The sequence below is a fragment of the Streptomyces sp. NPDC006385 genome, assembly GCF_040612485.1.
GTDB lineage: Bacteria > Actinomycetota > Actinomycetes > Streptomycetales > Streptomycetaceae > Streptomyces.
This window is the reverse complement of record NZ_JBEXQG010000003.1, coordinates 110,212-134,508: the sequence shown is the minus strand read 5'-3', so window position 1 is coordinate 134,508 and position 24,297 is coordinate 110,212. Positions and strand designations below refer to the sequence as shown.

Annotated in this window: 17 protein-coding genes; 8 read left to right on the top strand and 9 right to left on the bottom strand. The window is 70.9% G+C overall.

Features of this window, described 5'->3' with window-relative positions; all coding sequences use genetic code 11:
* Positions 1–113: 113 nt before the first annotated feature.
* From cimA to ABZ078_RS03280, 3 genes are all read left to right on the top strand, one after another.
* Positions 114–1,718: a citramalate synthase gene (gene cimA / locus ABZ078_RS03290; RefSeq protein WP_356571090.1), complete on the top strand. Its 1,605-nt coding sequence runs from the start codon at positions 114–116 to the stop codon at positions 1,716–1,718.
* A gap of 267 nt (positions 1,719–1,985) precedes the next feature.
* Positions 1,986–5,009, top strand: coding sequence for a glycoside hydrolase family 3 N-terminal domain-containing protein (locus ABZ078_RS03285; protein WP_356571088.1), 3,024 nt, complete (start codon positions 1,986–1,988; stop codon positions 5,007–5,009).
* 83 nt (positions 5,010–5,092) lie between these two features.
* Positions 5,093–6,445 (top strand): hypothetical protein, encoded by a 1,353-nt coding sequence (locus ABZ078_RS03280; protein ID WP_356571086.1) that lies wholly within the window; start codon positions 5,093–5,095, stop codon positions 6,443–6,445.
* A gap of 145 nt (positions 6,446–6,590) precedes the next feature.
* Here the strand turns inward: ABZ078_RS03280 and ABZ078_RS03275 are convergent, their stop codons facing one another.
* The 3 genes from ABZ078_RS03275 to ABZ078_RS03265 all read right to left on the bottom strand — a co-directional run bounded on the left by ABZ078_RS03275 (position 6,591) and on the right by ABZ078_RS03265 (position 9,937).
* Positions 6,591–7,373 (bottom strand): serine protease, encoded by a 783-nt coding sequence (locus tag ABZ078_RS03275; protein ID WP_356571084.1) that lies wholly within the window; start codon positions 7,371–7,373, stop codon positions 6,591–6,593.
* Between the two features lie 240 nt (positions 7,374–7,613).
* Positions 7,614–8,807 (bottom strand): Cmx/CmrA family chloramphenicol efflux MFS transporter, encoded by a 1,194-nt coding sequence (locus tag ABZ078_RS03270; protein WP_356571082.1) that lies wholly within the window; start codon positions 8,805–8,807, stop codon positions 7,614–7,616.
* Positions 8,808–9,031: 224 nt separating this feature from the next.
* Complete coding sequence (locus ABZ078_RS03265; protein ID WP_356571080.1) at positions 9,032–9,937, bottom strand: DMT family transporter; 906 nt, start codon at positions 9,935–9,937, stop codon at positions 9,032–9,034.
* 74 nt (positions 9,938–10,011) lie between these two features.
* Between ABZ078_RS03265 and ABZ078_RS03260 the strand changes: the two genes are divergently transcribed.
* Complete coding sequence (locus ABZ078_RS03260; protein WP_356571078.1) at positions 10,012–10,614, top strand: helix-turn-helix domain-containing protein; 603 nt, start codon at positions 10,012–10,014, stop codon at positions 10,612–10,614.
* A 37-nt stretch (positions 10,615–10,651) separates the two neighbouring features.
* On the top strand, positions 10,652–11,224 hold the full coding sequence (locus ABZ078_RS03255) for a YdeI/OmpD-associated family protein (RefSeq protein ID WP_356571076.1): 573 nt from the start codon (positions 10,652–10,654) through the stop codon (positions 11,222–11,224).
* Here ABZ078_RS03255 and ABZ078_RS03250 read toward each other — a convergent pair.
* Positions 11,211–11,765 (bottom strand): YceI family protein, encoded by a 555-nt coding sequence (locus ABZ078_RS03250; RefSeq protein WP_356571074.1) that lies wholly within the window; start codon positions 11,763–11,765, stop codon positions 11,211–11,213. The genes ABZ078_RS03255 and ABZ078_RS03250 overlap by 14 nt on opposite strands.
* Before the next feature lie 133 nt (positions 11,766–11,898).
* Between ABZ078_RS03250 and ABZ078_RS03245 the strand changes: the two genes are divergently transcribed.
* From ABZ078_RS03245 to ABZ078_RS03235, 3 genes are all read left to right on the top strand, one after another.
* A complete protein-coding gene (locus ABZ078_RS03245) occupies positions 11,899–14,217 on the top strand; it encodes a polysaccharide lyase 8 family protein (RefSeq protein ID WP_356571072.1) in 2,319 nt (772 codons plus the stop codon).
* A 154-nt stretch (positions 14,218–14,371) separates the two neighbouring features.
* Positions 14,372–15,955 (top strand): acyl-CoA carboxylase subunit beta, encoded by a 1,584-nt coding sequence (locus ABZ078_RS03240; RefSeq protein ID WP_356571070.1) that lies wholly within the window; start codon positions 14,372–14,374, stop codon positions 15,953–15,955.
* 57 nt (positions 15,956–16,012) lie between these two features.
* The gene (locus tag ABZ078_RS03235) at positions 16,013–16,207 is read left to right on the top strand and encodes an acyl-CoA carboxylase subunit epsilon (RefSeq protein WP_356571068.1); all 195 of its coding nucleotides are present in this window, start codon (positions 16,013–16,015) and stop codon (positions 16,205–16,207) included.
* A gap of 60 nt (positions 16,208–16,267) precedes the next feature.
* Here the strand turns inward: ABZ078_RS03235 and ABZ078_RS03230 are convergent, their stop codons facing one another.
* From ABZ078_RS03230 to ABZ078_RS03210, 5 genes are all read right to left on the bottom strand, one after another.
* A complete protein-coding gene (locus tag ABZ078_RS03230) occupies positions 16,268–19,300 on the bottom strand; it encodes an NACHT domain-containing protein (RefSeq protein WP_356571066.1) in 3,033 nt (1,010 codons plus the stop codon).
* A 102-nt stretch (positions 19,301–19,402) separates the two neighbouring features.
* The gene (locus ABZ078_RS03225; protein WP_003997631.1) at positions 19,403–19,984 is read right to left on the bottom strand and encodes an ATP/GTP-binding protein; all 582 of its coding nucleotides are present in this window, start codon (positions 19,982–19,984) and stop codon (positions 19,403–19,405) included.
* Positions 19,965–20,537, bottom strand: coding sequence for a DUF742 domain-containing protein (locus ABZ078_RS03220; protein WP_356571064.1), 573 nt, complete (start codon positions 20,535–20,537; stop codon positions 19,965–19,967). Before ABZ078_RS03220 ends, ABZ078_RS03225 begins: the two co-directional genes overlap by 20 nt.
* A 93-nt stretch (positions 20,538–20,630) precedes the next feature.
* Complete coding sequence (locus ABZ078_RS03215; protein WP_004983065.1) at positions 20,631–21,044, bottom strand: roadblock/LC7 domain-containing protein; 414 nt, start codon at positions 21,042–21,044, stop codon at positions 20,631–20,633.
* 10 nt (positions 21,045–21,054) lie between these two features.
* Positions 21,055–24,282 carry a nitrate- and nitrite sensing domain-containing protein gene (locus ABZ078_RS03210; RefSeq protein ID WP_356571062.1) on the bottom strand — a complete coding sequence of 1,076 codons (3,228 nt, stop codon included), beginning with the start codon at positions 24,280–24,282 and terminating at the stop codon, positions 21,055–21,057.
* Between the last annotated feature and the right edge of the window lie 15 nt (positions 24,283–24,297).

Sequence of the window (24,297 nt, the reverse complement as noted above, 5' to 3'; positions counted from 1 at the left end):
TTTCTGTTTCCCGGCCCACCCGCAGCCGGGCGGAGAGCGCGAGGGACCATAGGTGGGGGCGGTGGAGCCGGTCATTCCGGTAGACCGAGATCCAACACAGGAGCCTTACGACCATGACGGTAACCAGCGAGCTCGACGACTCGTTCCACGTCTTCGACACCACCCTGCGCGACGGCGCCCAGCGCGAGGGCATCAACCTCACCGTCGCCGACAAGCTGGCCATCGCACGGCACCTGGACGACTTCGGCGTGGGCTTCATCGAGGGCGGCTGGCCCGGCGCCAACCCGAGGGACACCGAGTTCTTCGCCCGCGCCCAGCAGGAGATCGACTTCACACACGCCCAGCTGGTCGCCTTCGGCGCGACCCGCCGCGCGGGCGCCAAGGCCGCCGACGATCCGCAGGTCAAGGCACTCCTGGACTCCGGGGCCCCGGTGATCACGCTGGTCGCGAAGTCCCACGACCGGCATGTGGAGCTCGCCCTGCGCACCACCCTGGACGAGAACCTGGAGATGGTCCGCGACACGGTGTCGTACCTGTGCGAGCAGGGCCGCCGCGTCTTCGTCGACTGCGAGCACTTCTTCGACGGCTACCGCGCCAACCCCGAGTACGCGAAGTCCGTCGTCCGCACGGCGTCGGAAGCCGGCGCCGATGTCGTCATCCTCTGCGACACCAACGGCGGCATGCTCCCCGCCCAGGTCCAGGCGGTCGTCTCCACCGTCCTCGCCGACACCGGTGCCCGGCTCGGCATCCACGCCCAGGACGACACCGGCTGCGCCGTCGCCAACACCCTCGCGGCGGTCGACGCGGGCGCGACCCACGTCCAGTGCACGGCCAACGGCTACGGCGAGCGCGTCGGCAACGCCAACCTGTTCCCCGTGGTGGCGGCCCTGGAGCTGAAGTACGGCAAGAAGGTCCTCCCGGGCGGCCACCTGCGCGAGATGACCCGTATCTCGCACGCCATCGCCGAGGTCGTCAACCTCACCCCCTCCACGCACCAGCCGTACGTCGGCGTCTCCGCCTTCGCGCACAAGGCCGGACTGCACGCCTCCGCGATCAAGGTCGACCCGGACCTGTACCAGCACATCGACCCCGAACTGGTCGGCAACACCATGCGCATGTTGGTCTCCGACATGGCGGGCCGCGCCTCCGTCGAGCTCAAGGGCAAGGAGCTCGGCATCGACCTCGGCGGCGACCGCGAGCTGGTCGGCCGGGTGGTCGAGCGGGTGAAGGAGCGGGAGCTGGCGGGCTACACGTACGAGGCCGCCGACGCGAGCTTCGAACTCCTCCTGCGCGCCGAGGTCGAGGGCAAGCCCCTGAAGTACTTCGACGTCGAGTCCTGGCGCGCGATCGTCGAGGACCGCCCCGACGGCACCCACGCCAACGAGGCCACGGTCAAACTGTGGGCCAAGAGCGAGCGCATCGTCGCCACGGCCGAGGGCAACGGCCCGGTCAACGCCCTGGACCGCGCGCTCCGGGTCGCCCTGGAGAAGATCTACCCCCAGCTCGCCAAGCTGGACCTCGTCGACTACAAGGTCCGCATCCTGGAGGGCGTCCACGGCACCCAGTCCACGACCCGCGTCCTGATCTCCACGTCCGACGGGGCGGGGGAGTGGTCGACGGTCGGCGTCGCCGAGAACGTCATCGCGGCGTCGTGGCAGGCGCTGGAGGACGCCTACACGTACGGGCTGCTGCGGGCCGGGGTGACGCCGGCGGAGTAGCCGTACCGGTTGCCCGGCGTCGGTGCGGGCCGGTGAGGGGGTGGGTGCGCGGCCCGGCGCGACGGGGGCGCCGCACTGACTTGTGCGAGGGCGCACCACCGCCTCCCGGCCGGCGCCTTCATTAGCTGAAGGGACAACACGTCTGATCCGGCCGGGAGTTGCCCGGACCCCGGGTCTGACGTGAAGTCTTGACGCCAAGCAGGGGCGCCAGTTGACTCAAGGCGTGAGTTAAGTCATAAGTGGACTCTGAGAGTCGAGGGACGTTCCATGCGCAGAACCGCCCTGCTCGCCTCCGCCGCCCTGCTCGCCACCCTGCTCCCGCTCACCGCCGCCGCGCCCGCGTCCGGCGCCGGCGACCCCGCCCCGGTCCCCGTCGACCGCTTCGAGGGCGAGGTGCCCTTCGCGAACCCGCCCGCCGAGGGCATCTTCACCTGGGGCGGCGACAACGACGACCCGCCCGCCCTGACGCTGACCGCCCGCGACGACGCGCCCGAGGGCGAGAAGGTCCTCTCCGGCACATACGACATCAGCGGTTACGGCGGTTTCACCCACGACTTCGCCTCCGCCGAGCCCGCCCACGACTGGTCCGCCCACAAGGGCATCCGCTTCTGGTGGGACGGCCGCGACAACGGCAAGAAGATCATCTTCGAACTCAAGGACGGCGGCGCCGACGGCGGGGCCTCCGAGCTGTGGACGACCTCCTTCACCGACGACTTCACCGGCTGGAAACAGATCGAACTGTCCTTCACCGACTTCACCTACCGCACCGACCACCAGCCCGTCGGCGGCATCGACCACATCCTCGGCCTCACCGAGATGTGGGGCTACGCCGTCACCCTCCCCGTCGGCGTCAAGGACCGATTCGCCATGGACGCCGTCGAGTTGTACGGCAGGGCCGACCAGTCGCTGAAGGCATCCGTGCGCACCGACTCCGCCGTGTACCCGACGGACGAGGGCCGCACGGCGACCGTACGGTTCACCGTGGCCACCACCGGCTCGGCGCCCCTCGCTGAACCCGTCACCGTCACCTACGAGGCCACCGGCGGCACCGCCGACCCCGGCAAGGACTACACCCCGACCACGGGGACGGTCACCTTCCCGGCGGGCACCGCCTCCGGCACCACCCGCGAGATCCGCGTCCCCACCATCAAGGACGGCTCTGCCGAGTCCGCCGAGACGATCCCGCTGAAGCTGACCGTCACCGGTGCCAAACCCCCGGCCGAGACCCCGCGGATCGTCGTGGACGCGCACGGACTGCCGTATCTGAACAGCCGGTTGCCCGTGCGCCGGCGCGTCGCCGACCTCCTCTCCCGCATGTCGCTGGAGGAGAAGGCCGGCCAGATGACCCAGGCCGAACGCGGCGCCCTCACGGCATCCGGTGACATCGCCACGTACGCCCTCGGCTCGCTCCTCTCCGGCGGTGGCTCCACGCCGACGCCCAACACGGCCGAGGCCTGGGCCAGGATGATCGACGGCTTCCAGCTCCGGGCGCAGGCGACCCGTTTCCAGATCCCGCTGATCTACGGCGTCGACGCGGTGCACGGCCACAACAACCTGGTCGGCGCGACGATCATGCCGCACAACATCGGACTCGGGGCGTCCAGAGATCCCGGGCTCGCCCGCCGGGCCGGCGCGGTGACCGCGGCCGAGACACGGGCCACCGGCATCCCCTGGGACTTCGCGCCCTGTCTGTGCGTGGCGCGGGACGACCGCTGGGGGCGGACGTACGAGTCCTTCGGCGAGGACCCGGCGCTCGTCGACGCGATGGAGACGGTCATCCAGGGACTCCAGGGCAGGCCCGACGGACGGGACCTGGACCGCGGGGACAAGGTCCTCGCCACCGCCAAGCACTTCGTCGGCGACGGCGGCACCGAGTACGGCTCCTCCACCACCGGCACCTACACCATCGACCAGGGCGTCACCAAGGTCACCCGGCAGCGACTGGAGGCCGTCCACCTCGCCCCGTACCAGACGGCCGTCGACCGAGGGATCGGCACCGTCATGCCGTCGTACTCCTCCCTCGACCTCGTCGGCGACGGACGGGGGCCGGTGAAGATGCACGCCCGCGCCGACATGATCAACGGCGTCCTCAAGGACCGGATGGGCTTCGACGGCTTCGTGATCAGCGACTGGCAGGCCATCGACCAGATCCCCGGCGACCACCCCTCGGACGTCCGTACGTCGGTCAACGCGGGCCTCGACATGATCATGGTCCCGTACGCGTACAAGGACTTCCACAAGACGCTGGTCGACGAGGTGAGGGCCGGACGGATCGGCGAGCGGCGGATCGACGACGCCGTGTCCCGGATCCTCACGCAGAAGTTCCGGCTCGGACTCTTCGAGAAGCCGTACGCCGACACGAGCGGTGCGTCGAGGATCGGGTCCGCCGAGCACCGGGCCGTGGCCCGGCGGGCGGCGGCCGAGTCGCAGGTGCTGCTGAAGAACTCCGCCGGCCTCCTGCCGCTGAGGACGTCGCAGAAGGTCTACGTCGCCGGATCCAACGCCGACGACATCGGCAACCAGAGCGGTGGCTGGACGATCACCTGGCAGGGCTCGTCCGGGGACATCACGCCCGGCACGACCATCCTGGAGGCGATGCGGAAGAACAGCGCCCGGCTGACGTACTCCAAGGACGCCTCGGCGCCCACGGACGGCCATGACGTCGGCGTGGTCGTCGTCGGCGAGACCCCGTACGCCGAAGGCGTCGGAGACGTCGGCAACGGCCACGACCTGGAGCTGAGCACCGCCGACCGGGCCGCCGTCGACAAGGTGTGCGGCGCGATGAAGTGCGCGGTGCTGATCGTCTCCGGACGCCCGCAGCTCATCGACGACGAGAGGCTGGCGGGGATCGACGCGCTGGTGGCCTCCTGGCTGCCGGGCACCGAGGGCGACGGTGTGGCGGACGTGCTGTACGGGAAGCGGCCCTTCACCGGGCAGCTCCCCGTCACCTGGCCGAAGTCCGAGGCCCAGCAGCCGATCAACGTCGGGGACGCGTCGTACGACCCGCGTTTCCCGTACGGCTGGGGCCTGACCACGCTCACCGAGGTGCCCCAGGGCGGCGCGGCGACCCTGAGGGCGCTCGGCGTCGCGGCCGCGGCAGCCGAGCGGGCGGGGGCGAAGGAGGCGGGGCGCACGCTCGTCACCAAGGCGCGGCTGATCGTGCAGCAGAAGGCCGGCACCGAGATCACCGAGGCGATGGCGGGGCCCTTCGCCGAGGCCGACCATCTGCTGCTGACGGGCCGGTACGGGGCGGCGGTGGCGAAGCTGCGGGCGGCGTACAGCGCTGCTTGATCTGTACAGAATCCGTTCCGATGGGGCAGGCCTCCATCGGAACGGATGTCCGTTTTCTCACCCCATCGGGTAGCGTCGAGGGTATGAAGGCTTCGTTGTTCCGAGGCCTCTTGCGTCTGCTGATCGTGCCGGTCGCCGCGCTGTTGGCGGTGCTCATGGCCGGCGCGTCCGGCGCGCACGCGGCCACAGACCTGTCGAGGGTCGCCGAGGCGCTGCGCGAGGGTCCGGTGTACGTGGACCCCGCCGCCTCCGACCTGCTGTCGTCGGCGGACGCCGAAGCGCTCGCCGACAAGATCGAGGACGCCGACAAGCCCGTCTTCGTGGCTGTCCTGCCGGCCGGTGAGTCGGACGAGGTCTTCCGCGATCTCCGTACCGAGACCGGCGTCACCGGCCTGTACGCCATCCGCAGCGGCGATCGCTTCGGCGCGCGGGCCGACGCCTCCGTGCTGTCCGGGCCGGCGGTGGACAACCTGGTCGGGGCCGTGCGGGACAGCGGCGACCCCAAGGCCCAGCTGAACGACTTCGTCGACTCGGCGCTGCGCAACGTCGGCGGCACGGCACCCGCCTCCTGGAGCGACGGCTCGGGCGGCGGCGTGGACGTCGGCGGGCTGATCGCCGCCGGCGCGGTGCTGGCGGCGGGCGGCGCGGGCGCGTACGCGCTGGTCCGGCGCAACCGGCGCCGCCACGAGGAGGAGCAGCGGGCGGCGCTGGCGAAGCTGAGGGTCGTCGTCGACGAGGACATCACCGCCTTCGGCGAGGAACTGGACCGCCTCGACTTCCACCCGGCCGAGCCCGGCGCCGACGACGCCACGCGCACGGACTACGAGCATGCCCTGGACGCCTACGACCAGGCGAAACGGCTGATGGACGGGGCGCGTAAACCGGAGGACGTCAGGGCGGTCACCCAGGCCCTGGCGGACGGCCGCTTCTCCCTCACCCGGCTGACCGCCCGCCGGGAGGGCCGGCCCCTTCCGGAACGCAGGCCGCCGTGCTTCTTCGACCCGCGCCACGGTCCGGCGGTGGCCGACGCGACCTGGACACCGCCCGCCGGCACCGCACGCGAGGTCCCGGTCTGCGCGGCCGACCGCACCCGTCTGGCCGAGGGCCGCGATCCCGTGGTCCGCGAGGTCGACACGGAGGACGGCCGCCGCCCGTACTGGGACGCCGGCCCCGCCTACGGGCCCTGGGCAGGCGGTTACTTCGGCGGCGGCATCCTCCCCGGCCTCCTCATCGGCACGATGCTGGGCAGCATGATGGCCACCCCCGCCTACGGGGCCGACTACGGCGCGGGTTACGGCTACGAGACCGGCGGCTACGAGGGCGGCGACGTCTCCGGCGCGGACTTCGACAGCGGGGACTACGGCGGTGGGTTCGACGGCGGCGGCTTCGGAGGCGGGGACTTCGGTGGCGGTGGGTTCGACGGGGGAGGGTTCTGACGGAACGACCGGTACGGCCACGGCACGGCACGGCACGGGCCCGGCGTCTTGAGACACCGGGCCCGTGCTCGTGGCGGTCTGGGAAACCGCGCGGTCATGGACACCGCGAGGTCATGGACACCGCGAGGTCAGAGACACCGTGCGGTCAGAGGGTGCGGGCCGCCGACGCGATCGCCGAGGCGAAGGTCGAGACCTCGGTGTAGACGCCCGGGGCGTTCGGCCGGGCGCAGCCTATGCCCCAGCTCACGATGCCGACCTGGATCCAGGCGTTGCTGGCGTCGCGGCGGAACATCGGGCCGCCGGAGTCGCCCTGGCAGGTGTCGACGCCGCCCGAGGGGAAGCCGGCGCAGATCTCCTCGTTCGCGACGAGGCCGCTGTAGCCGCTGTAGGAACGGCACTGGGCGTCGCTGACGAACGGCACGTTGGCCTTGAGCATGTAGCGCTGCTGGGCCCCGCCCTCGCGGTTCGCGCCCCAGCCGGCGACGGTGAAGGTGCCGGTGTTGTACTGCGTGGTGGTGGCGATCTTCAGCGTGGGCAGGTTGATGGGCTGGGCGAGCTTGATCAGCGCCCAGTCCTTGCCGGTGCCGTTGTAACCGGGGGCCCGGTACACGTACGTGGAGCGGACCTGGACCCGGCCGCTGGTGGACTGCAGGTCCACGACGCCGGCGGTGGCGGTGATGCTGGTGTTGGGGCCGGTCCCGCTCACGCAGTGCGCGGCGGTGAGGACGATCTGCTGGGTGTAGAGCGCGCCGCCACAGCCCATGGAGAGCCGGACCATGAACGGGAACTCGCCCTGCGCGGCACGGGTTCCGCCGACGACACGCTGGTCGGCCGCCTGCGCGGCCGAGACGGGCTGAAGGCTGACGATCGCGAGAGCGGCTGCGCCGAGGACCGCGCATCTCTTGAGCGCGGTGAGGAGCTTCTTCAACGTGATGCCTTCCGTGGGGGGTTGGACATGCGAACGTGAAAGCGCTGAGACGTCAGGGGCACGCCACGCACAGGGAGGGAAAGGAACGAAGTCCTCTCCTGGTGACATGCGCCGGTCAAAATCTGTTGCTGGATTATGGGAATCCCGTGCGCGTCCGGACAAGGGGCCAATTCCGGCCACACCCGTTCAGGACAGTGGCCCCGGGGCCGAGTTGGAGGAGCCGGATCGCGCCTGGGGTGGTCAGGTCGGCCGTGATGCCGAAGCGCGACGGGCGGTCGCGCCCCGCTGCCGCCGCACGGCGAGCCCGCCCGTCACACCGGCCGCGGCCAGTGACAGCGCGACCAGCACGGCGCTGACCCACAGCGGCGACCGGTACCCGAGGCCCGCCCCGATGGCCGTACCGCCGAGCCAGGGCCCCAGCGCCGCGCCCACGTTGAACGCGGCCGTCGCGAAGCCACCGCCCAGCGTGGGCGCGTCGGGAGCCGCGTACAGCGCCTGGGAGATGAGCGTGGACCCGACACCGAAGGACAGCGCACCCTGCACGAAGACGAGCCCCAGCGTCACGGCGGGCGTCCCGGCGCCGAGCGCGAGCGCGCCCCACCCGAGGCACAGGGCGCTTCCGCCTGCGGCCAGCACCGCGGCGGGCCGTCGATCGGCGAACCGTCCCCCGACGCCGACCCCCACGAACGACCCCGCACCGAACAGCGCCAGCACGACGGGCACCCACCCGCTCTCCAGCCCCGTCACCTTGGTGACCAGGGGCGCGAGATAGGTGAAGGTGCAGAAGGTCGCCCCGTTCACGAGGGCGCCCAGGAGCAGCGTGATCTGGAGCCGAGGGCGGCGCAGCGACCGCAGTTCGCCCCGCAGGGCGGGCGGCGCGGAGTCGGCGGCGCCACCCGGCACGGACCGCACGACCGCCACCACGGCGGGCACGGACACCAGCGCCACGGCCCAGAACGCGGCACGCCAACCCCAGAGCTGTCCGAGCAGCGCCCCCGCGGGCACCCCCACCACACAGGCCAGCGTGACCCCGCCGAGCAGGGTGGAGGTGGCCCGCCCCTTGGCGCCCGGCTCGACCATGTGGACGGCCGTGACGAGGGCGACGGCCAGGAACCCGGCGTTGGCCAGCGCGCCGACGACGCGGGTCGCGACCAGCACCTCGAAACTCCCGGTCACCGCGCCCACGACGTGGACGGCGAGAAACACCCCCAGGAACCCCAGCAACGCACCCCGCCGCGACCACCGCCGCGCGAGAGAGGCCATGACAGGCGCCCCCACCACCATCCCCACGGCGAAGGCGGAGGTGAGCGCACCGGCGGCGGGCACGGAAACCCGCAGGTCCCGCGCGATGTCCGGCACCAGCCCGGACAGCATGAACTCGGATGTGCCCTGGGCGAAGACGGCAAGGCCCAGCAGATGAAGTGCGAACGGCATGAAGGAACTCCGCAACCCGAAGTCGTCGTGGAAAACGGCACGTTGAACGGCCGCCCGGCAGCGGAGTGGGGTCTTGAGGCGAAGTGAGCCTCGGTCAGCCCGACATCACGAACAGCCACCGGAGGGCCGGTGGCCGGAGTCTGGAGGCTTCGGGGCTGGACACGTACGCAGACTACGCGGGCCGGGGGAGGGGATCCACCGGTTTTTCCGCGGGGCCGCGTCCCTCAGCCCGCGTCGGGCGCCGGCGTGGTGCGTGTGCGGGACGGGCCGCCCTCGCGGTGCACCACGACGACGGCGACGAGGCCGACGAGCAGACCGAGGGCGGTCTGCGGGCCGAACGGCTCACCGAACATGAGCGCGCCCCAGACCGCCGTCACCGGGGCCATGAGGAACATGAGCGTATTGACCTTGGTGACTCCGGAGCGCCGCAGGATGATCCAGTACAGCCCGTATCCGCCGAAGGTGGGCAGGACGACGAGCCAGGCGACCGCGACCCAGAAGCCGGCGTCGGCGGGCGGCTCCGTCGTTCCGGTGCTCGCCGCGAGCGCGGTGAACAGCACGGCGCTGGTGGCGCAGTGGACGGTCATCGCCACGCCGGGCGCGACCGGTGCGCGGGAGCGGCTCTCCAGGAAGGTGGCCGCCACGAGCGAGAGCATGCCGAGGAACGGGACGAGATAGGCCCACGCGGCGACGCCCGTCCCCGCCATGGCGTCGGCCGCGGTGACGATGACGACGCCGCTCACGCCCAGGCACAGGCCGAGCCACTGCCGGCGTGAGACGTACTGCCGCAGCAGCGGTCCGGCCAGCGCTCCGGCGACGAGGGGCTGGACGCCGTCGATCAGAGCCGTGGTGCCGCTGGAGACCCCCAACTGGATCGCGTAGTAGACGGTCAGCAGATAGCCGCTCTGGGACAGCGCGCCGATCACCGCCTGGCGGGCGATGTCCCGTGCGGTCAGGCCCCGCCATGACGCGCGGCCCACCGCCGCGGCGACGACGGCCAGGATCAGGGCGAGCGGCAGGAACCGCCACGTCAGGATCGTGACCGCGGACGCGCCCTCGGCGCCGAGCTTGGCCCCGATGAACCCCGAGCTCCAACACAGGACGAAGGCGATCGACAGCAGAGCGTTCACGACACCCACCTACTAGACAGATCGGTATACCTGGCTCACGTCTGCGAGTATACAGATCGGTATACTTCTGGGTCATGGGCACCGCAGAGAAACCGGACCGCATCGCGATGACGCGTGGCGCACGGCGCGTCCTGGAAGCCGCTGAGCGGCTGTTCTACGAGCGCGGCATTCACGCCGTGGGAGTGGACCTCATCGCCGCGGAGGCGGGAGTGACAAAGAAGACCCTCTACGACCGCTTCGGCTCCAAGGAGCGGATCGTGGTCGAGTACCTGGCCGGCCGCGACGAACGCTGGAGGGCTTTCCTCCAGCGGTACCTGGACGCGGCGCCGGCGACGCCGCGGGCACGTGTCCTGGCCGTGTTCGACGCCTCCCGCGCGTGGTCGGCGGAGCACGGCTCCAGGGGATGCAGCATGGTCAACGCCCACGCCGAGATCAGCGACCCGTCCCACCCGGCCTTCCCGGTCATCGTCGGGCAGAAGGAGTGGATGCTCGCCCTGTTCACCCGCCTCGCCGGGGACGTCGCCGCGGACGGTGCCGGTGCGCGGAGACTGGGCCGGACCCTCATGCTCCTGCACGAGGGCGCCCTCGTGGCCCACGGCCTGAAGGTCTTCCCGGAACCCTTCACGCACGCCCGCGAACAGGCGGAGGCTCTCCTCCGGGACGCGAGCCCCCAATAGGACGGGATCCGACCTGCACCCCGCCTAACGTGCCCGTATGACCCCCTCCGGCAGCACAGCACCCCAGCCCCTGGCCTTCGAGTCGGCCGCCGCTCTCGACGCGTGGCTGACCGCCCACCCCGCCCCGCACCCCGGCCTCTGGGTCAAGGTCGCCAAGAAGGGCTCCGGGACCCCGTCCGTCACCGCCGCCGAGGTCAACGACGTGGCGCTGTGCCACGGCTGGATCACGGGGCAGCGCAAGGGACTCGACGCGTCGTCCTACCTTCAGCGGATCACCCCGCGGCGGCCCGGCAGCCTCTGGTCGATGGTCAATGTGCGGCGGGTGGCGGAACTGACCGCCGAAGGACGCATGCGCCCGTCGGGCCTCGCCGAAGTGGCGGCGGCCAAGGCGGACGGGCGGTGGGAGGCGGCGTACGCGTCGCAGCGCCACGCCGAGGTCCCGGACGAGCTGACCGCGGCACTGAGGGAGAACCCACGCGCCGCGGCCGCCTTCGAGAAGCTGGGCCGGACCGACCGCTACCAGCTCATGCTCGGCCTCCTGCGTGCCCGGACCCCGAGCGGCCGGGAGGCCCAGGTCGCCGCCATCCTCCGAGGGCTTAACCGTTCTTGATCGCCGAGATGTCGAAGCTCAGCTTGATCTTGTCCGAGACCAGCACGCCGCCCGTCTCCAGCGCCGCGTTCCAGGTGAGGCCCCAGTCGGAGCGCAGGAGTTGCGCCTTGCCCTCGAAGCCGACGCGCTCGTTGCCGAAGGGGTCCTTCGCGGCGCCGTTGAACTCGAGGTCGATGGTGATCGGCTTCGTCGTGCCGAGGATCGTCAGGTCGCCGGTGATGCGGTAGTCGTCGCCACCGAGGGCCTGCGCCTCGGTGGAGCGGAACGTCATCGTCGGGAACTCGTCCGTCTTGAAGAAGTCCGCGCTCTTGAGGTGGCCGTCGCGGTCCGCGGAGCCGGTGTCGATGCTGTCCATCTTGACGTCGATGGACGCCGAGGACGCGGACGGGTCGCTGCCGTCCAGATGCAGCGAGCCGCTGAAGTCGAGGAACTTGCCCTTGACGTTGGTGACCATCGCGTGGCGGACGGTGAAGCCGATCGTGGAGTGGGCCGTGTCGATCGTGTAGTCGCCGGTCAGGGGGGTCAGGTCGGGGTTCACCATGATGTGCTCCTTCGAAGTTATGTTGAATCTTGAACTACATCAACGCGGCCCACCGTAGACCTATTCCGTTCAATGTTCAACATTCGGAGCGTGTCCCTGGTGTCACTCCCTGTCACGTGGTATGGGCATGGGCATGACTGTCACGCGCCGTGCCTTCCTGTACGCCGCCGCCCTCGCCGCGGCTCTGGCCGAAGGGGCCCGGACCCCTGCCCGAGCGGCAGCCGCCCCCGACCCGTACGACGCCCTTCGCCGCCGCTGGCTCGACATCGCCCTCGGTGCCGGCTACGACCCCACGGCAGAGCCGTACGCCTCCCGCCTCGCCGAAACCGGCACCCTCGCCCGCGGCTTCCGGGCCACCATGGCCCCCACCCCCACATCCCTCTGGCCCGGTCACCCCTACGACCCGCCCGCCGGCATCACCCAGAGCTACGGCCGCCTGTGGACCATGACCCGGGCCCACGTCCAGCGGGGCACCGGCTCCACCGGCGACCCGGCCCTCCTCGCCGACGTCCTGCGCGGCCTCGACCACCTGGCCGCCACCGTCTACAACCCGTCCACCACCCGCTACGGCAACTGGTGGGAATGGCAGATCGGCAGCCCCCGCCTGCTGATGGACATCACCGCCGCCCTGTACGACCACCTCACCGACGCACAGCGAGCCGCCGCCTGCGCCGCCGTCGACCACTTCGTCCCGGACTCGATGCTCACCGACTACTCCGGCACCTCCACCGGAGCCAACCGCGTCGACCTGTGCCGCAGCGTCGCCCTGCGCGGCATCCTCGGCCGCGCCCCCGCGAAGATCGCGCTCGCCCGTGACGCGCTCTCGCCGGTCTTCCCGTACGTCACCAAGGGCGACGGCCTCTACGCCGACGGTTCGTTCGTCCAGCACACCTGGGTCGCCTACTCCGGCACCTACGGCCAGGTCCTCCTCGACGGCCTCGGCCGCCTCTTCGCCCTGCTCGCCGGATCCGAGTGGGAGGTGACCGACCCGAACAAGCAGCTCGTCCTGGACGGCGTCGAGCGGGCCTTCGCCCCGCTCATCCACGACGGCTTGATGATGGACAGCGTTAACGGCCGTGCCATCACCCGGGGACACCTCAAGAGCGACGACCGCCGCGTGATGCGCGGCGACCACTTCCACGGCCAGGGCGTCATCGCCGCCATGGCCCTGCTCGCCGGCGGCGCGAGCGCGGCGGAACGCGAGCGCTGGTACGGCCGTGTCAAGGGCTGGATCGAACGGGACGCGGTCACCCCGATCCTGACGGCCCGTCAGTTCGGCACCGGCGATCTGGCACGCCTGCACGCGGTCGCCGAGTCACCCGTCCCGGCCGCCCCCGAACCCACCGGCCACCACCTCTTCGCCGCCATGGACCGGGCCGTGCACCGCCGCCCCGGCTTCGTCGCGAACGTCGCCATGGCGAGCGACCGCATCGCGTTCTACGAATGCGGCAACGGCGAGAACCCGCGCGGCTGGCACACCGGCGCCGGCATGCTCTCCTGGTGGGCGAAGGGCCTCGGCGACCAGTACACGGACTGGTACTGGCCGACCGTCGACTGGTACCGCCTCCCCGGTACGACCGTCTCCACCAAACGCCTCCCCGACAAGGCGGGCGGCGAGTGGGGCGAGCCCAAGCCGGACGTGCGGTGGGTCGGCGGCACGACAGACGGCGAGTACGCGGCGATCGGGCAGCACCTGAGGGGGCTCGGCTCGACGCTTCAGGCCCGTAAGTCGTGGTTCTGCGTCGCGGACGCCGTGATCTGCCTCGGGGCCGGGATCACCTGCGCCGACGGAGTCCCCGTCGAGACCGTCGTGGACAACCGCAACCTGGGGGAGCACGGCACCCAGCCCTTCGCACGCGGACCCGGCTGGGCGCACCTGGCGGGCCACGGCGGCTGGGTGGTGCCGTACGGCGATCTGCGCGCCCTGCGCGAGGCCCGCACCGGGGCCTGGGCCGACATCAACGCCGGCGGTACGACCGAGCGCCGCACCCGCCGCTGGCAGACCCTCTGGCTGGACCACGGCACGGACCCGACCGACGCGACCTACCGCTACCTGCTCATGCCCGGCGCCGCCCGGCACGAGGTGGCCGCCAGGGCCGCCGACCGGCGGTGGCTGTCGGTACTCGCCAACGACAGCCGGTGCCAGGCGGTCGGTGTCCCCTCCCTGGGCCTCACGGCCGCCAACTTCTGGCAGCCGGGCAAGGCCGGCCCGCTCACCGCCTCCGCCGGCGCGAGTGTGCTGCTCCGCCGCCGGGGCCGTACCGCTACGCTCTGCGTGAGCGAGCCGCCGCGCACGGGCGAACCGCTGGAGATCACCTGGGACCGGCCCGTGCGCCGGATCGTGCGGGCGGACGACTCGGTCGAGGTCCTCTCCACAGGCCGCCGGCTGAGGGTCCGTGTCACTCCGGGGATGGTATGCGCCGTCCACCGATGTGAGGTGGCTCTCGGCTGACAGCTTTGTGCGATCCCTACAGCGCGCAGCCCCTCTGAGCAGTCGGAACGGCTGCATGCCGCCATGGTTCTGTTCAGGGGCACCAGGAAAACGCGCCGGAGACTGTACGGAGTCAACGGCTCGCTTTCCGCCGTGTCCTTCGTAAGGTCACTACATGACCGTTTTGGATGAGGCACCGGGTGAGCCGATCGACGCCCGCGGGCGGACGGCCGAGCTGCGTGAGATCCGTGCGCAGGCGCTGGCCGGCCCGAGCGAGAAGGCGACCGCGGCGCAGCATGCCAAGGGCAAGCTGACCGCTCGGGAGCGGATCGAGCTGCTTGTGGACCCGGGCTCCTTCCGGGAGGTCGAGCAGTTGCGTCGGCACCGTGCCCAGGGCTTCGGCCTGGAGGCCAAGAAGCCGTACACGGATGGTGTGATCACCGGCTGGGGCACGGTGGAGGGCCGTACGGTCTTCGTGTACGCGCATGACTTCCGTATCTTCGGCGGTGCGCTGGGCGAGGCCCACGCCACGAAGATCCACAAGATCATGGACATGGCCATCGCGGCCGGTGCTCCGCTGGTGTCCCTGAACGACGGTGCGGGTGCCCGTATCCAGGAGGGCGTCTCGGCCCTCGCCGGCTACGGCGGTATCTTCCAGCGCAACACCAAGGCGAGCGGTGTCATCCCGCAGATCTCGGTCATGCTCGGCCCGTGCGCGGGCGGCGCGGCGTACAGCCCGGCGCTGACGGACTTCGTCTTCATGGTCCGTGAGACCTCGCAGATGTTCATCACGGGCCCGGACGTGGTCAAGGCGGTGACGGGCGAGGAGATCACCCAGAACGGCCTGGGCGGCGCGGACGTGCACGCGGAGACTTCCGGTGTGTGCCACTTCGCGTACGACGACGAGGAGACGTGCATCGCGGAGGTCCGCTACCTCCTGTCGCTGCTGCCGCAGAACAACCGCGAGAACCCGCCCCGCGTCGAGTGCACGGACGCCCCGGACCGGCACAGCGACGTCCTGCTGGACCTGGTCCCGGCGGACGGCAACCGGCCGTACGACATGGCCAAGGTCATCGAGGAGATCGTCGACGACGGCGAGTACCTGGAGGTCCACGAGCGCTGGGCGCGCAACATCATCTGCGCGCTGGCCCGGCTGGACGGCCAGGTCGTCGGCATCATCGCCAACCAGCCGCAGGTGCTGGCCGGTGTCCTGGACATCGAGGCGTCGGAAAAAGCTGCGCGCTTTGTCCAGATGTGTGACGCTTTTAACATTCCGATCGTCACTTTCCTGGACGTCCCTGGGTTCCTCCCGGGCGTCGACCAGGAGCACGGCGGCATCATCCGCCACGGCGCGAAGCTCCTGTACGCCTACTGCAACGCGACCGTGCCGCGGATCTCGCTGATCCTGCGCAAGGCGTACGGAGGTGCCTACATCGTCATGGACAGCCAGTCCATCGGCGCCGACCTCACCTACGCCTGGCCGACGAACGAGATCGCCGTGATGGGCGCGGAAGGTGCCGCCAACGTCATCTTCCGCCGGCAGATCGCCGACGCCGAGGACCCCGAGGCCATGCGGGCCCGCATGGTCAAGGAGTACAAGTCCGAACTCATGCACCCCTACTACGCGGCAGAGCGCGGCCTGGTGGACGACGTGATCGACCCCGCGGAGACCCGCGAGGTCCTCATCCGCTCCCTCGCGATGCTCCAGACCAAGCACGCCGACCTGCCCTCCCGCAAGCACGGCAACCCCCCGCAGTAACCCAGCGGATCCTTCGCGGTACCCCCGCGGAAACCTCGTCCACGGAGACTGACACCCATGAACCTCCCTGATATCCGCGTCGAGAAGGGCCACGCCGAGCCCGAGGAAGTCGCGGCCATCACCGCGATCCTCCTGGCCCGCGCCGCCGCCCGGCCCTCCGACACCACCCCGGCCCACCGCGGCCGCGCGAAGGCGGGCTGGCGCCGCCTGGAGCGCGAGCCCGGCTTCCGGGCGCCCCACAGCTGGCGTTGAGTTCTTTTGCATGTGGCCATGGCCCCGCTCTCCCCACGGAGGGCGGGGCCACGCGCGTGGTCAGCGAATCCGGACGTCTACACCGGGAAAGTTCAGCGCGGCGGGGTCGTCGGGCAGCAGACAGTCGTACAGGCGGAGGTGTCTGACCGCCGGGGGCGGGAACTCCCCGTTCTTCAACCAGGCCGCGACGTCGACTCCATGGAGGCTCAGGCTGTCCAGGTGGGGCAGGGCGGAGAGGGCGCGCATGCCACCCGGCAGACAGACGTCATCGGTCTGGAGTTGCAGATACGTGATGCCGGAGCAGTCGGCCAGCGGTGACAGGTCGGTGCTCGGGGCCACTCCCCACAGCATGAGAGAGGACAGCGCGCGAACACCGGGCAGTTCGTCGAGGTCCGGCAGGTTCCTGACGCCCAGGGTCAGATCCCGCAGGTTCGGCAGGTCTGCCAGGGGCGACAGCCGCTGTGGCGACCCGGCGCCCACCAGGGCCAGGGCGATCAGCTCGGGCTGGTCCCCGATTCCCGTGAGGTCGGCGGTGCCGGGGACGAAGGCGATCAGGTCCTTCAGCGGCGGCAGGCTCCCCAACGCCGCGTAGTTCCTGAAGGGGTAGCTGATCCAGAGGGAGTTGATCGACCTCATCCGGGTCGCGGCCGACCACTGACCGGAATGGGTGAGTCTGACGAGCCGGTTCCGCAACGGCAACCCGGACAGCACGCGGTCCGCGTAGGCTTCCGCGTCGAAGTAGGCCCAGGCACTGATGAACTCGGCCACGACCCTGCCGCGCTCGTCACCCACATAGCCGGCCATCCTCCGCAGCGCTTCTTCACCGCCGATCAGTGCCACGGTCCGTATGGTCTGCACCGCGGCCTTCTCCGTCAGCTCGCTCAACGAGCGCGGCAACTTGCGCAGCAGGCTCACCCCCACCGCGGCCAGCGCCGGCGGGTCCGTCTCCCGTCGCGCCGGCAACAACGCCTCCACCGCCGCGTCCAACCGCTCCGCCAGCCCCTCGGAGACCTCCAGCACCGTCTCCTGACAGGCCGCCGCCACCAGTCGCAACCGCCGCGCGTGTCCGGGCTCCTCCTGCGCCCGGTCCAGGATCCCGCCCAGCAGTTCCTCCCGCTGGGGCCGGTTCGCATGGCCTGCGGCCATGACGATCGTCTCGCGCCAGATGTCCAGGTGGGCCCGCCCGACGAGGTTCCCGATCCGGTCCTCCTCCGTCGCCTCCGCCGCCGCCAGGTACTCCTGGAAGGTGCGATGGACGAAGTCCAGCCGTCCCACGGCGGGGGAGCGGAGTACCCCGGAGCGCCCGCGTAGCTGCGCCAGCACCCGACCGCCGTCCTGCTCCTCCAGATGCCGCATCCCCGCCAGCTTCCGGCCCACATACCGCTCCGCCTGGTCCAGCGAGATCTCACTGCGGTTGTTGTCCGACAGCCGCCAGGCCAGATCCCGCAGCAGCACCAGCTTGTCCCCGAGGCTCAGCCGGCTGTCCACGGCACTGGGGACGTTGCGGTGCGCGTCCCGCTCATGGACCAGCGTGTGCAGAGCGTTCCGGTACAACTCCATGCGGTCCCGGGGGAGTTGGCTGCCGCGGTTCAGATGCATCGCGCACAGCATCGACGCCAGCAGCGGCGTCCCCGCCAGCGACTGCAGATGGGGCCGGTCCTTCAGGCTGTTCAGCAACGACTGCTCGTACTGCGGCAGTTCCTCCACCGCACACGGCAGCTCCTCGCCGAGCTCCCGCACCGCCCGATGCCACTGCCGGACGAAGGCCGCCAGATCAGGGGGAGTCATACGGTCCAGGTGCAGCGCGGTGAACTCCTCCCGCCGCAGCCAGTCCGCCCCCGCCGCAGCCGGCCGCGAGGTGATGACCACGCGGACCTCCCCGTACGCCACGAGCAGCTTCCGCAGCCACTCCCGTACGGCTCGCCGCTCCCCGTCCAGCAGCTCGTCCACGCCGTCGATGAGCAGCAGGGCCCGGCCCTCGGCCAACTGCCGCTCCACCCATGCCTTCGGCATCACCCCCGTGATGTGCCCGGCCACCGAGTCCAGCATCGCCTCCGGCGTCGGCAGCGTCCGCCCGCTGTACTCCCGCAACTTCACGAACACCGGCGTCAGACCGTTCCAGCCCGCCAGCTCACCCGTGAACGCGCCCCGCGCCGCCATGACGGCCAGCCACCGCAGCAGCGTCGTCTTGCCGGAGCCCGCCTCACCGCGCAGCAGCACCCGCGAGGCGCCGCCCAGAGCGGCCTCCACGCGCATCCCCGCGGCCTCGCTCCGGCCGCCCTCCTCCCAGTCGCTCATATCGGGCCGCAGCAGCGGCATGGAGCGCCCTCTGAGGCCTCCCGCGCGGCGCCGCGTCCCGTCGTCCCCCGAGGCCCGCAGGCTGACATACGCCACCGACAACCGCGCCTGCGCCGCCGCCCGGTCCGACGTACGCCGGAACAGCTCCACCTCGTCCAGCGACGTACTGACCAGCTCCAGATACCGCCGCCGGAACTCCCCGTCCCGATCCGCCCCCTCCGGCGCGAACAACGACCGGTCCGGCAGCCGCTCCAGCACCCGGGCGATCTCCGCGCCCAGCGACGTGGTCCGCGCCAGCAGCTCCGTCAGTGCCCGTTCCTCGAAGACCGGCAGACCCCGCACGATCCGTACGTAGTATTCGCAGCACTCCGCGAACAGCACCTCGTACAGCCGCGTCTCCGCCTCGCTCAGCCCCACCGGGGCCCGCACCGAACCCGTCACCCGGCGCACGATCTCCGCGGGGTTCACGTCCGCGGCGAGCATCGCCTTGTCCGACAGGTCCGCCGCCGCGAACGTGTCGCAGACACCGTCCACCACCGCCCGCCGCCCACCCTCCTCCAGCCCCCGGAACTCCCGCTCCAGAAACGGCGCCAGCCGGTCGAACACCGCGTCCGCGATCTCCTCGAACTGTCGCTCCACGCTCCGCTGCAGCCGCAGCCCGGACACCCGCACCCGCACCAACTCGGCCATCGACAACCGGCGTTCCTGCTCCCGCCGCTTCCCGCCCAGCCATGCCTGGGCCGCCGCGCGCGCCACGGTCGTCCCCAGCCGTAACGCAGCCGCCTCCGCGCTCATCCCTGTGCCCCTCCCTCAAGTCCCGCGAAAAACACCGCGGCCCCCATCCCTCCCACAGGAGGAACGAGGGCCGCAAGCAAAACGTGCCGAAGACCGAAGCGGCTACCGCAGCCGCGCCATCAACGCGTGCTCCACCAACGTGATCAGCGTCGACTTCGCGTCCGCCCGATGCCGCGCGTCCGTCGTGATGATCGGGGTGTCGGGGCCGATCTGCAGTGCCTCACGGACCTCGTCCGGCGAGTACGGCTGGTTGCCGTCGAAGCCGTTGAGGGCGATCACGAAGGGCAGACCCGAGTTCTCGAAGTAGTCGACCGCGGGGAAGCAGTCCGCCAGGCGCCGGGTGTCCACGAGCACCACCGCGCCGATCGCGCCCCGTACCAGGTCGTCCCACATGAACCAGAAGCGGTCCTGGCCGGGCGTACCGAACAGGTACAGGATCAGGTCCTGGTCCAGGGTGATACGACCGAAGTCCATGGCGACCGTCGTGGTCGTCTTGTCCCCGGTGTGGGTGAGGTCGTCGATGCCCGCCGAAGCGGACGTCATGACGGCCTCTGTGCGCAGCGGATTGATCTCCGAGACGGCGCCGACGAACGTGGTCTTGCCCACGCCGAAGCCGCCAGCCACCACGATCTTCGCGGACGTGGTGGAGCGGGAAGGCCCTCCGCTAGAGCTTGCGAAGTCCACTGAGCACCCTTTCGAGCAGTGTCACGTCTGGCTGGCCGCCGGCGTTCTCGTCGCCGCCGGGCTGATGGATGGCGACCAGGCCCGCCTCCGCCAAGTCGGCGACGAGGATCCTGGCCACGCCGAGAGGGATCGTGAGCAGGGCGGAGATTTCCGCCACCGACTTGATCTCGCGGCAGAGGTTGCAGATCCGCTGATGCTCGGGCAACTGGCCCTGCATCTGGTGCGGCTGCGCGGTGGTGTGCACCAGTGCCTCGATGGCGAGCTGGTAGCGCGGGCGCGTCCGGCCGCCGGTCATGGCGTACGGGCGCACCAGGGGGTTGTTCGACGCCCCGGCGGGCGCCGGCTCAGGGGCGCGTCGCTGCGGCTGCACCGGCTGGATGCGCGGCGCCGACGGCTGGTCGTACGGCGAGGGCCCGGGGCCCTGCGGTGCGTACGGCTGCCGGTGGCTCGGCGAGGAGGGGAAGTTGTACCGGTTCTGGGAACCGTCGTGCTGACCCTGGGCAGGGCCGTACGACCAGTTGCCCGATGACGAACCGTCTGGGGGTGTTGCCACTTTCTCCTCCTCCGACTGTGCCTGGCACCCATCATGTGGAGCCGCGTCCCGAAACCTTACGGCCCCGGGACGCCAAAACGCACCGACTGTCTGTTAGTTGAGCAGGCTCCCTTGGAGCTCCGCACGCAGATCCGGTGTCAGGACCGTACCGGCACGGTCGACCAGGAGCGCCATCTCGTACCCGATGAGGCCGATGTCCGCCTCCGGATGTGCGAGGACGGCGAGAGACGAACCGTCGGAAATGGACATGATGAAGAGGAATCCCCGCTCCATCTCCACAACCGTCTGGTTCACGCTGCCACCCTCGAAGATGCGGGAGGCGCCTGCCGTCAGAGACGTCAAGCCGGAGGCGACGGCCGCGAGCTGATCGGCGCGGTCGCGCGGGAAGCCTTCGGACATCGCCAGAAGGAGTCCGTCGGCGGAGACCACCACCGTGTGGGACACCCCGGGGGTGTTGTCCACGAAGTTGGTGATCAACCAGTTCAGGTTCTGTGCCGCCTGGCTCATCGGGCTCACACTAACGCTCCTGGTTGTAGGTGCTGTCAGGACCGAAGCCCTGGCCGTTCGTTTCACTTCCCGCACTGCGACCCCGCTGGACACCCCGGCGCAGGTTGCTCAGCCTGCCCCGGACGTCCTCGGGAGCGCGGGAGACCTGGGGGCCGCCCTGGGGGGTGGCTGCGGCGGCTCCCTCGACCAGGTTGGCCTTGGGCACCCGCCGCGGCAGGCCGGAGGAGGTCACCCCGCCTGCCTTGGGCTTCCGGAGCTGCGCGGCCTGCTGCCAGCGGTCGTCGTTCTGGGAACGCCAGCTGCTGTCGCCGTTGCTCTCCGGTGTGGGGGCCGGCGCTTCCTGCCGCACGGGCCGTGCGCCGTTGGTGCCGCTCGCGGGGGAACCGCGGCGCGGAAGCCCGGCGTCGGTCAGCTCGTGGGCGGCGGAGGGGGCCGGTCCCGGACGGTCGAAGCCTACGCGGTCGCGCTCGTTCGCGTCATCGGCCTGGGCAGATTCCGCTTGCGGAGCGTACTGGTCCGGGTAGCCGTTGCGGTAGCCGTTCGACTGCGGCCAGTCGTCCTGGTGACGCCGCTGCTCGAACGCCGGGAAGGTCTCCGGGGCGGAGGCGGCGGCCGCCGGGGGCTCCTCGCGGACCGGCTCCGGATAGGTGGGCTCGGGGTAGCCGCCGCCCGACGAGAAGGTGTCGCCGCGCTGCAGGCCGCCGTTCGGCGCGTAGTACGTGTCGTCGTACGACTGCCGCTGGGACTCGTCATAGGCGGCGCGCTGCTGCTCGTCGTACGCGGCCTGCTGCTCCTCGTACGACGTCTGCTGGTCGTACGTGCCGGGCTGCTGGGGGAAGCCGTTCTGGTCGTCGTAGTTCGGCTGACCCGTGAACTCGTCGTACCCGGACGTCTCGGAGGCGCCCTGGCCGTGGTTCTGGGCCTCCAGGGCGGCGCGGCGCTCCTCGCGCATCAGGGAGCGGCCCACGGGGTCCAGCTCACGGATGTCGTCGGGGACCTCGGGGTAGCGGCTGTCGTCGAAGCCGAGCTCGGCGGCCGTGCGCATGGGCTGGCTGAAGCTCTCACCCTGGAAGTTCTGCTCCGGGATGATCTGCGAGACGGTGAACTCGTCCTGTGCCGGCTGCTGCTCGCCGCCACCGCCGTGGGTGATCGCGTCGGGCAGCATGACCAGCGAGGTGGTGCCGGCCTGCTCGCCGGAGGGGCGCAGCTGGACGCGGATGCCGTGCCGGTCGGACAGCCGGCCGACCACGAACAGACCCATGCGCTGGGATATCGCCGCGTCGACGGTGGGCGGGTTGGCCAGCTTGTGGTTGATGTCCGCGAAGTCCTCGGCGGTCAGGCCGATGCCCTTGTCGTGGATCTCGATCATCACGCGGCCGTCGGGGAGACGGGTCGCGGTGACCCGGACCTTGGTCTGCGGGGAGGAGAACGTCGTGGCGTTCTCCAGCAGCTCGGCCAGCAGGTGCACGAGGTCGGTCACGGCCCGGCCGTGGATCTCCGCCTCCGGGACGCCTTGCAGCTCGATGCGCTCGTACTGCTCCACCTCGGAGGAGGCGGCGCGCAGCACGTCGACCAGCGGGACCGGCTGGTCCCAGCGGCGGCCGGGCTCCTCGCCGGCGAGGACCAGGAGGTTCTCACCGTTGCGGCGCATACGGGTCGCGAGGTGGTCCAGCTTGAAGAGGTTCTCCAGCTGGTCCGGGTCGGCCTCGTTGTTCTCCAGGTCGGTGATCAGGGTCAGCTGGCCCTCGATCAGCGACTGGTTGCGGCGCGAGAGGTTGGTGAAGATCGCGTTGATGTTGCCCCGCAGCAGGGCCTGCTCGGCGGCGAGCCGGACGGCCTCGCGGTGGACCTGGTCGAAGGCGCGGGCGACCTCGCCGATCTCGTCGCGGGTGTTGATCGGGATGGGGGCGACACGGGTGTCCACCCGGCCGGGGTCGGTGCGCGAGAGCTGGTCGACCAGCATCGGCAGACGCTGCTCGGCGATGCCGAAGGCGGCGTTGCGCAGCTGGCGCATCGAGCGGGACATCTGGCGGGCGACCATGCCGGCCAGGATGAACGCGGCGAGCAGGGCGACCACGACGGCGGCACCGGTGATGAGGGCGTCGCGCTTGGCGTCGTCGGAGATCTTGGACGCCTCGTTCACCGCGGTGTCGACCAGGTCGTTCTCGATCGTGCGGTACGCGTTGTACTTCAGGGTGTTGACCGCCCACCAGTTCTGCGCGGTGATGCCGCTCTGGGCGAGGGCCGCGCGGTCGCTGGGGTCCGTGGACTTGAGCTGGGCCACCGCCGAGACCATCTTGGTCGGCTCGGACGGCGGTGCCACGTAGTCCGGATTCCGCTTCTTGGCGTCCGCGGCCATCGCCGCGCCCTCCGCGCGGATCCGCTGCTTGGCGTCCTCCAGCTTCTTCGCGTCGGCCTCCGTGCCACCGCCGACGTACTCCTCGATGGCGATGCCCTCCAGGTACGCGTACGAGAAGAGCGCGACGCGCTGGCTGGCGAGGTTCTGCTCGCCCGGGCCGGGCCGGACCAGCATGTGCATGCCGATGGAGCGCTCCAGCGACAGGGCGGCCTTGGTGAGCGAGATGGCGTAGACGGTACGGCCGTAGCTGGTGACGTTCGAGGTGCCGAGGCCCAGCTCGTTGGCGAACTCCAGCAGCGGGTGCGAGATGTCGCCGTAGCCCTCCTCGGTCTTCACCCCGGGGAGCTTGCTGGTGTACGCGTTCGCGCGCACGTCCGGCAGATCGGCCTCGGCCTCGCGGAGCAGCTCCAGGCGGCGCTCGAGTCGAGGCGTGTCCGGCATGCCCTGGGCGGCCTTGTCGAAGGCGTCGGCCGCCTTGTCGGTGGCGGCGCGGGCGTCGGTGACCGTCTTGTCGTCCTGGCCCTTGCCCTGGAGCAGGGGGGCCGCGGTGACGTCGCGCTCGTTGTAGAGCTGGTCCGCGTAGGTCAGAGCGGCCTGGACCACGAGCGCGGTCTTCTCCGCGTCCTCGGCCTCCTGCCAGGTGTCGATCGAGCTTTTCACCTGGAAGCCGCCCATGACGAGGCCGACCAGCACGGGTATGAGCAGGATCGCGTTCAGCCGGGTCGGCACGCGCCAGTTGCGCGGCGAGAACCGGCCGCCGCTGGGCGCGGGCGCCGCCGTTGGTTCCGATCCGGGCACAGGGGTGGGCGCCGCTCCGCGCGGCGGCGGGGTGAAGTTGCCCCGGGCCGACGGCTCGGGACTGTTCTTGCTTCGCCTCACTCGACCAACAACCTT

Bases quoted from the DNA above. Each gene is read 5' to 3' on its own strand.
- ABZ078_RS03250 (WP_356571074.1), bottom strand. From the start codon at position 11,765: ATGGTGAACCCCGACCTGACCCCCCTGACCGGCGACTACACGATCGAC.
- cimA (WP_356571090.1), top strand. From the start codon at position 114: ATGACGGTAACCAGCGAGCTCGACGACTCGTTCCACGTCTTCGACACC.
- ABZ078_RS03235 (WP_356571068.1), top strand. From the start codon at position 16,013: ATGAACCTCCCTGATATCCGCGTCGAGAAGGGCCACGCCGAGCCCGAG.
- ABZ078_RS03260 (WP_356571078.1), top strand. From the start codon at position 10,012: ATGGGCACCGCAGAGAAACCGGACCGCATCGCGATGACGCGTGGCGCA.
- ABZ078_RS03280 (WP_356571086.1), top strand. From the start codon at position 5,093: ATGAAGGCTTCGTTGTTCCGAGGCCTCTTGCGTCTGCTGATCGTGCCG.
- ABZ078_RS03285 (WP_356571088.1), top strand. From the start codon at position 1,986: ATGCGCAGAACCGCCCTGCTCGCCTCCGCCGCCCTGCTCGCCACCCTG.
- ABZ078_RS03245 (WP_356571072.1), top strand. From the start codon at position 11,899: ATGACTGTCACGCGCCGTGCCTTCCTGTACGCCGCCGCCCTCGCCGCG.
- ABZ078_RS03270 (WP_356571082.1), bottom strand. From the start codon at position 8,807: ATGCCGTTCGCACTTCATCTGCTGGGCCTTGCCGTCTTCGCCCAGGGC.
- ABZ078_RS03230 (WP_356571066.1), bottom strand. From the start codon at position 19,300: ATGAGCGCGGAGGCGGCTGCGTTACGGCTGGGGACGACCGTGGCGCGC.
- ABZ078_RS03255 (WP_356571076.1), top strand. From the start codon at position 10,652: ATGACCCCCTCCGGCAGCACAGCACCCCAGCCCCTGGCCTTCGAGTCG.
- ABZ078_RS03215 (WP_004983065.1), bottom strand. From the start codon at position 21,044: ATGAGCCAGGCGGCACAGAACCTGAACTGGTTGATCACCAACTTCGTG.
- ABZ078_RS03240 (WP_356571070.1), top strand. From the start codon at position 14,372: ATGACCGTTTTGGATGAGGCACCGGGTGAGCCGATCGACGCCCGCGGG.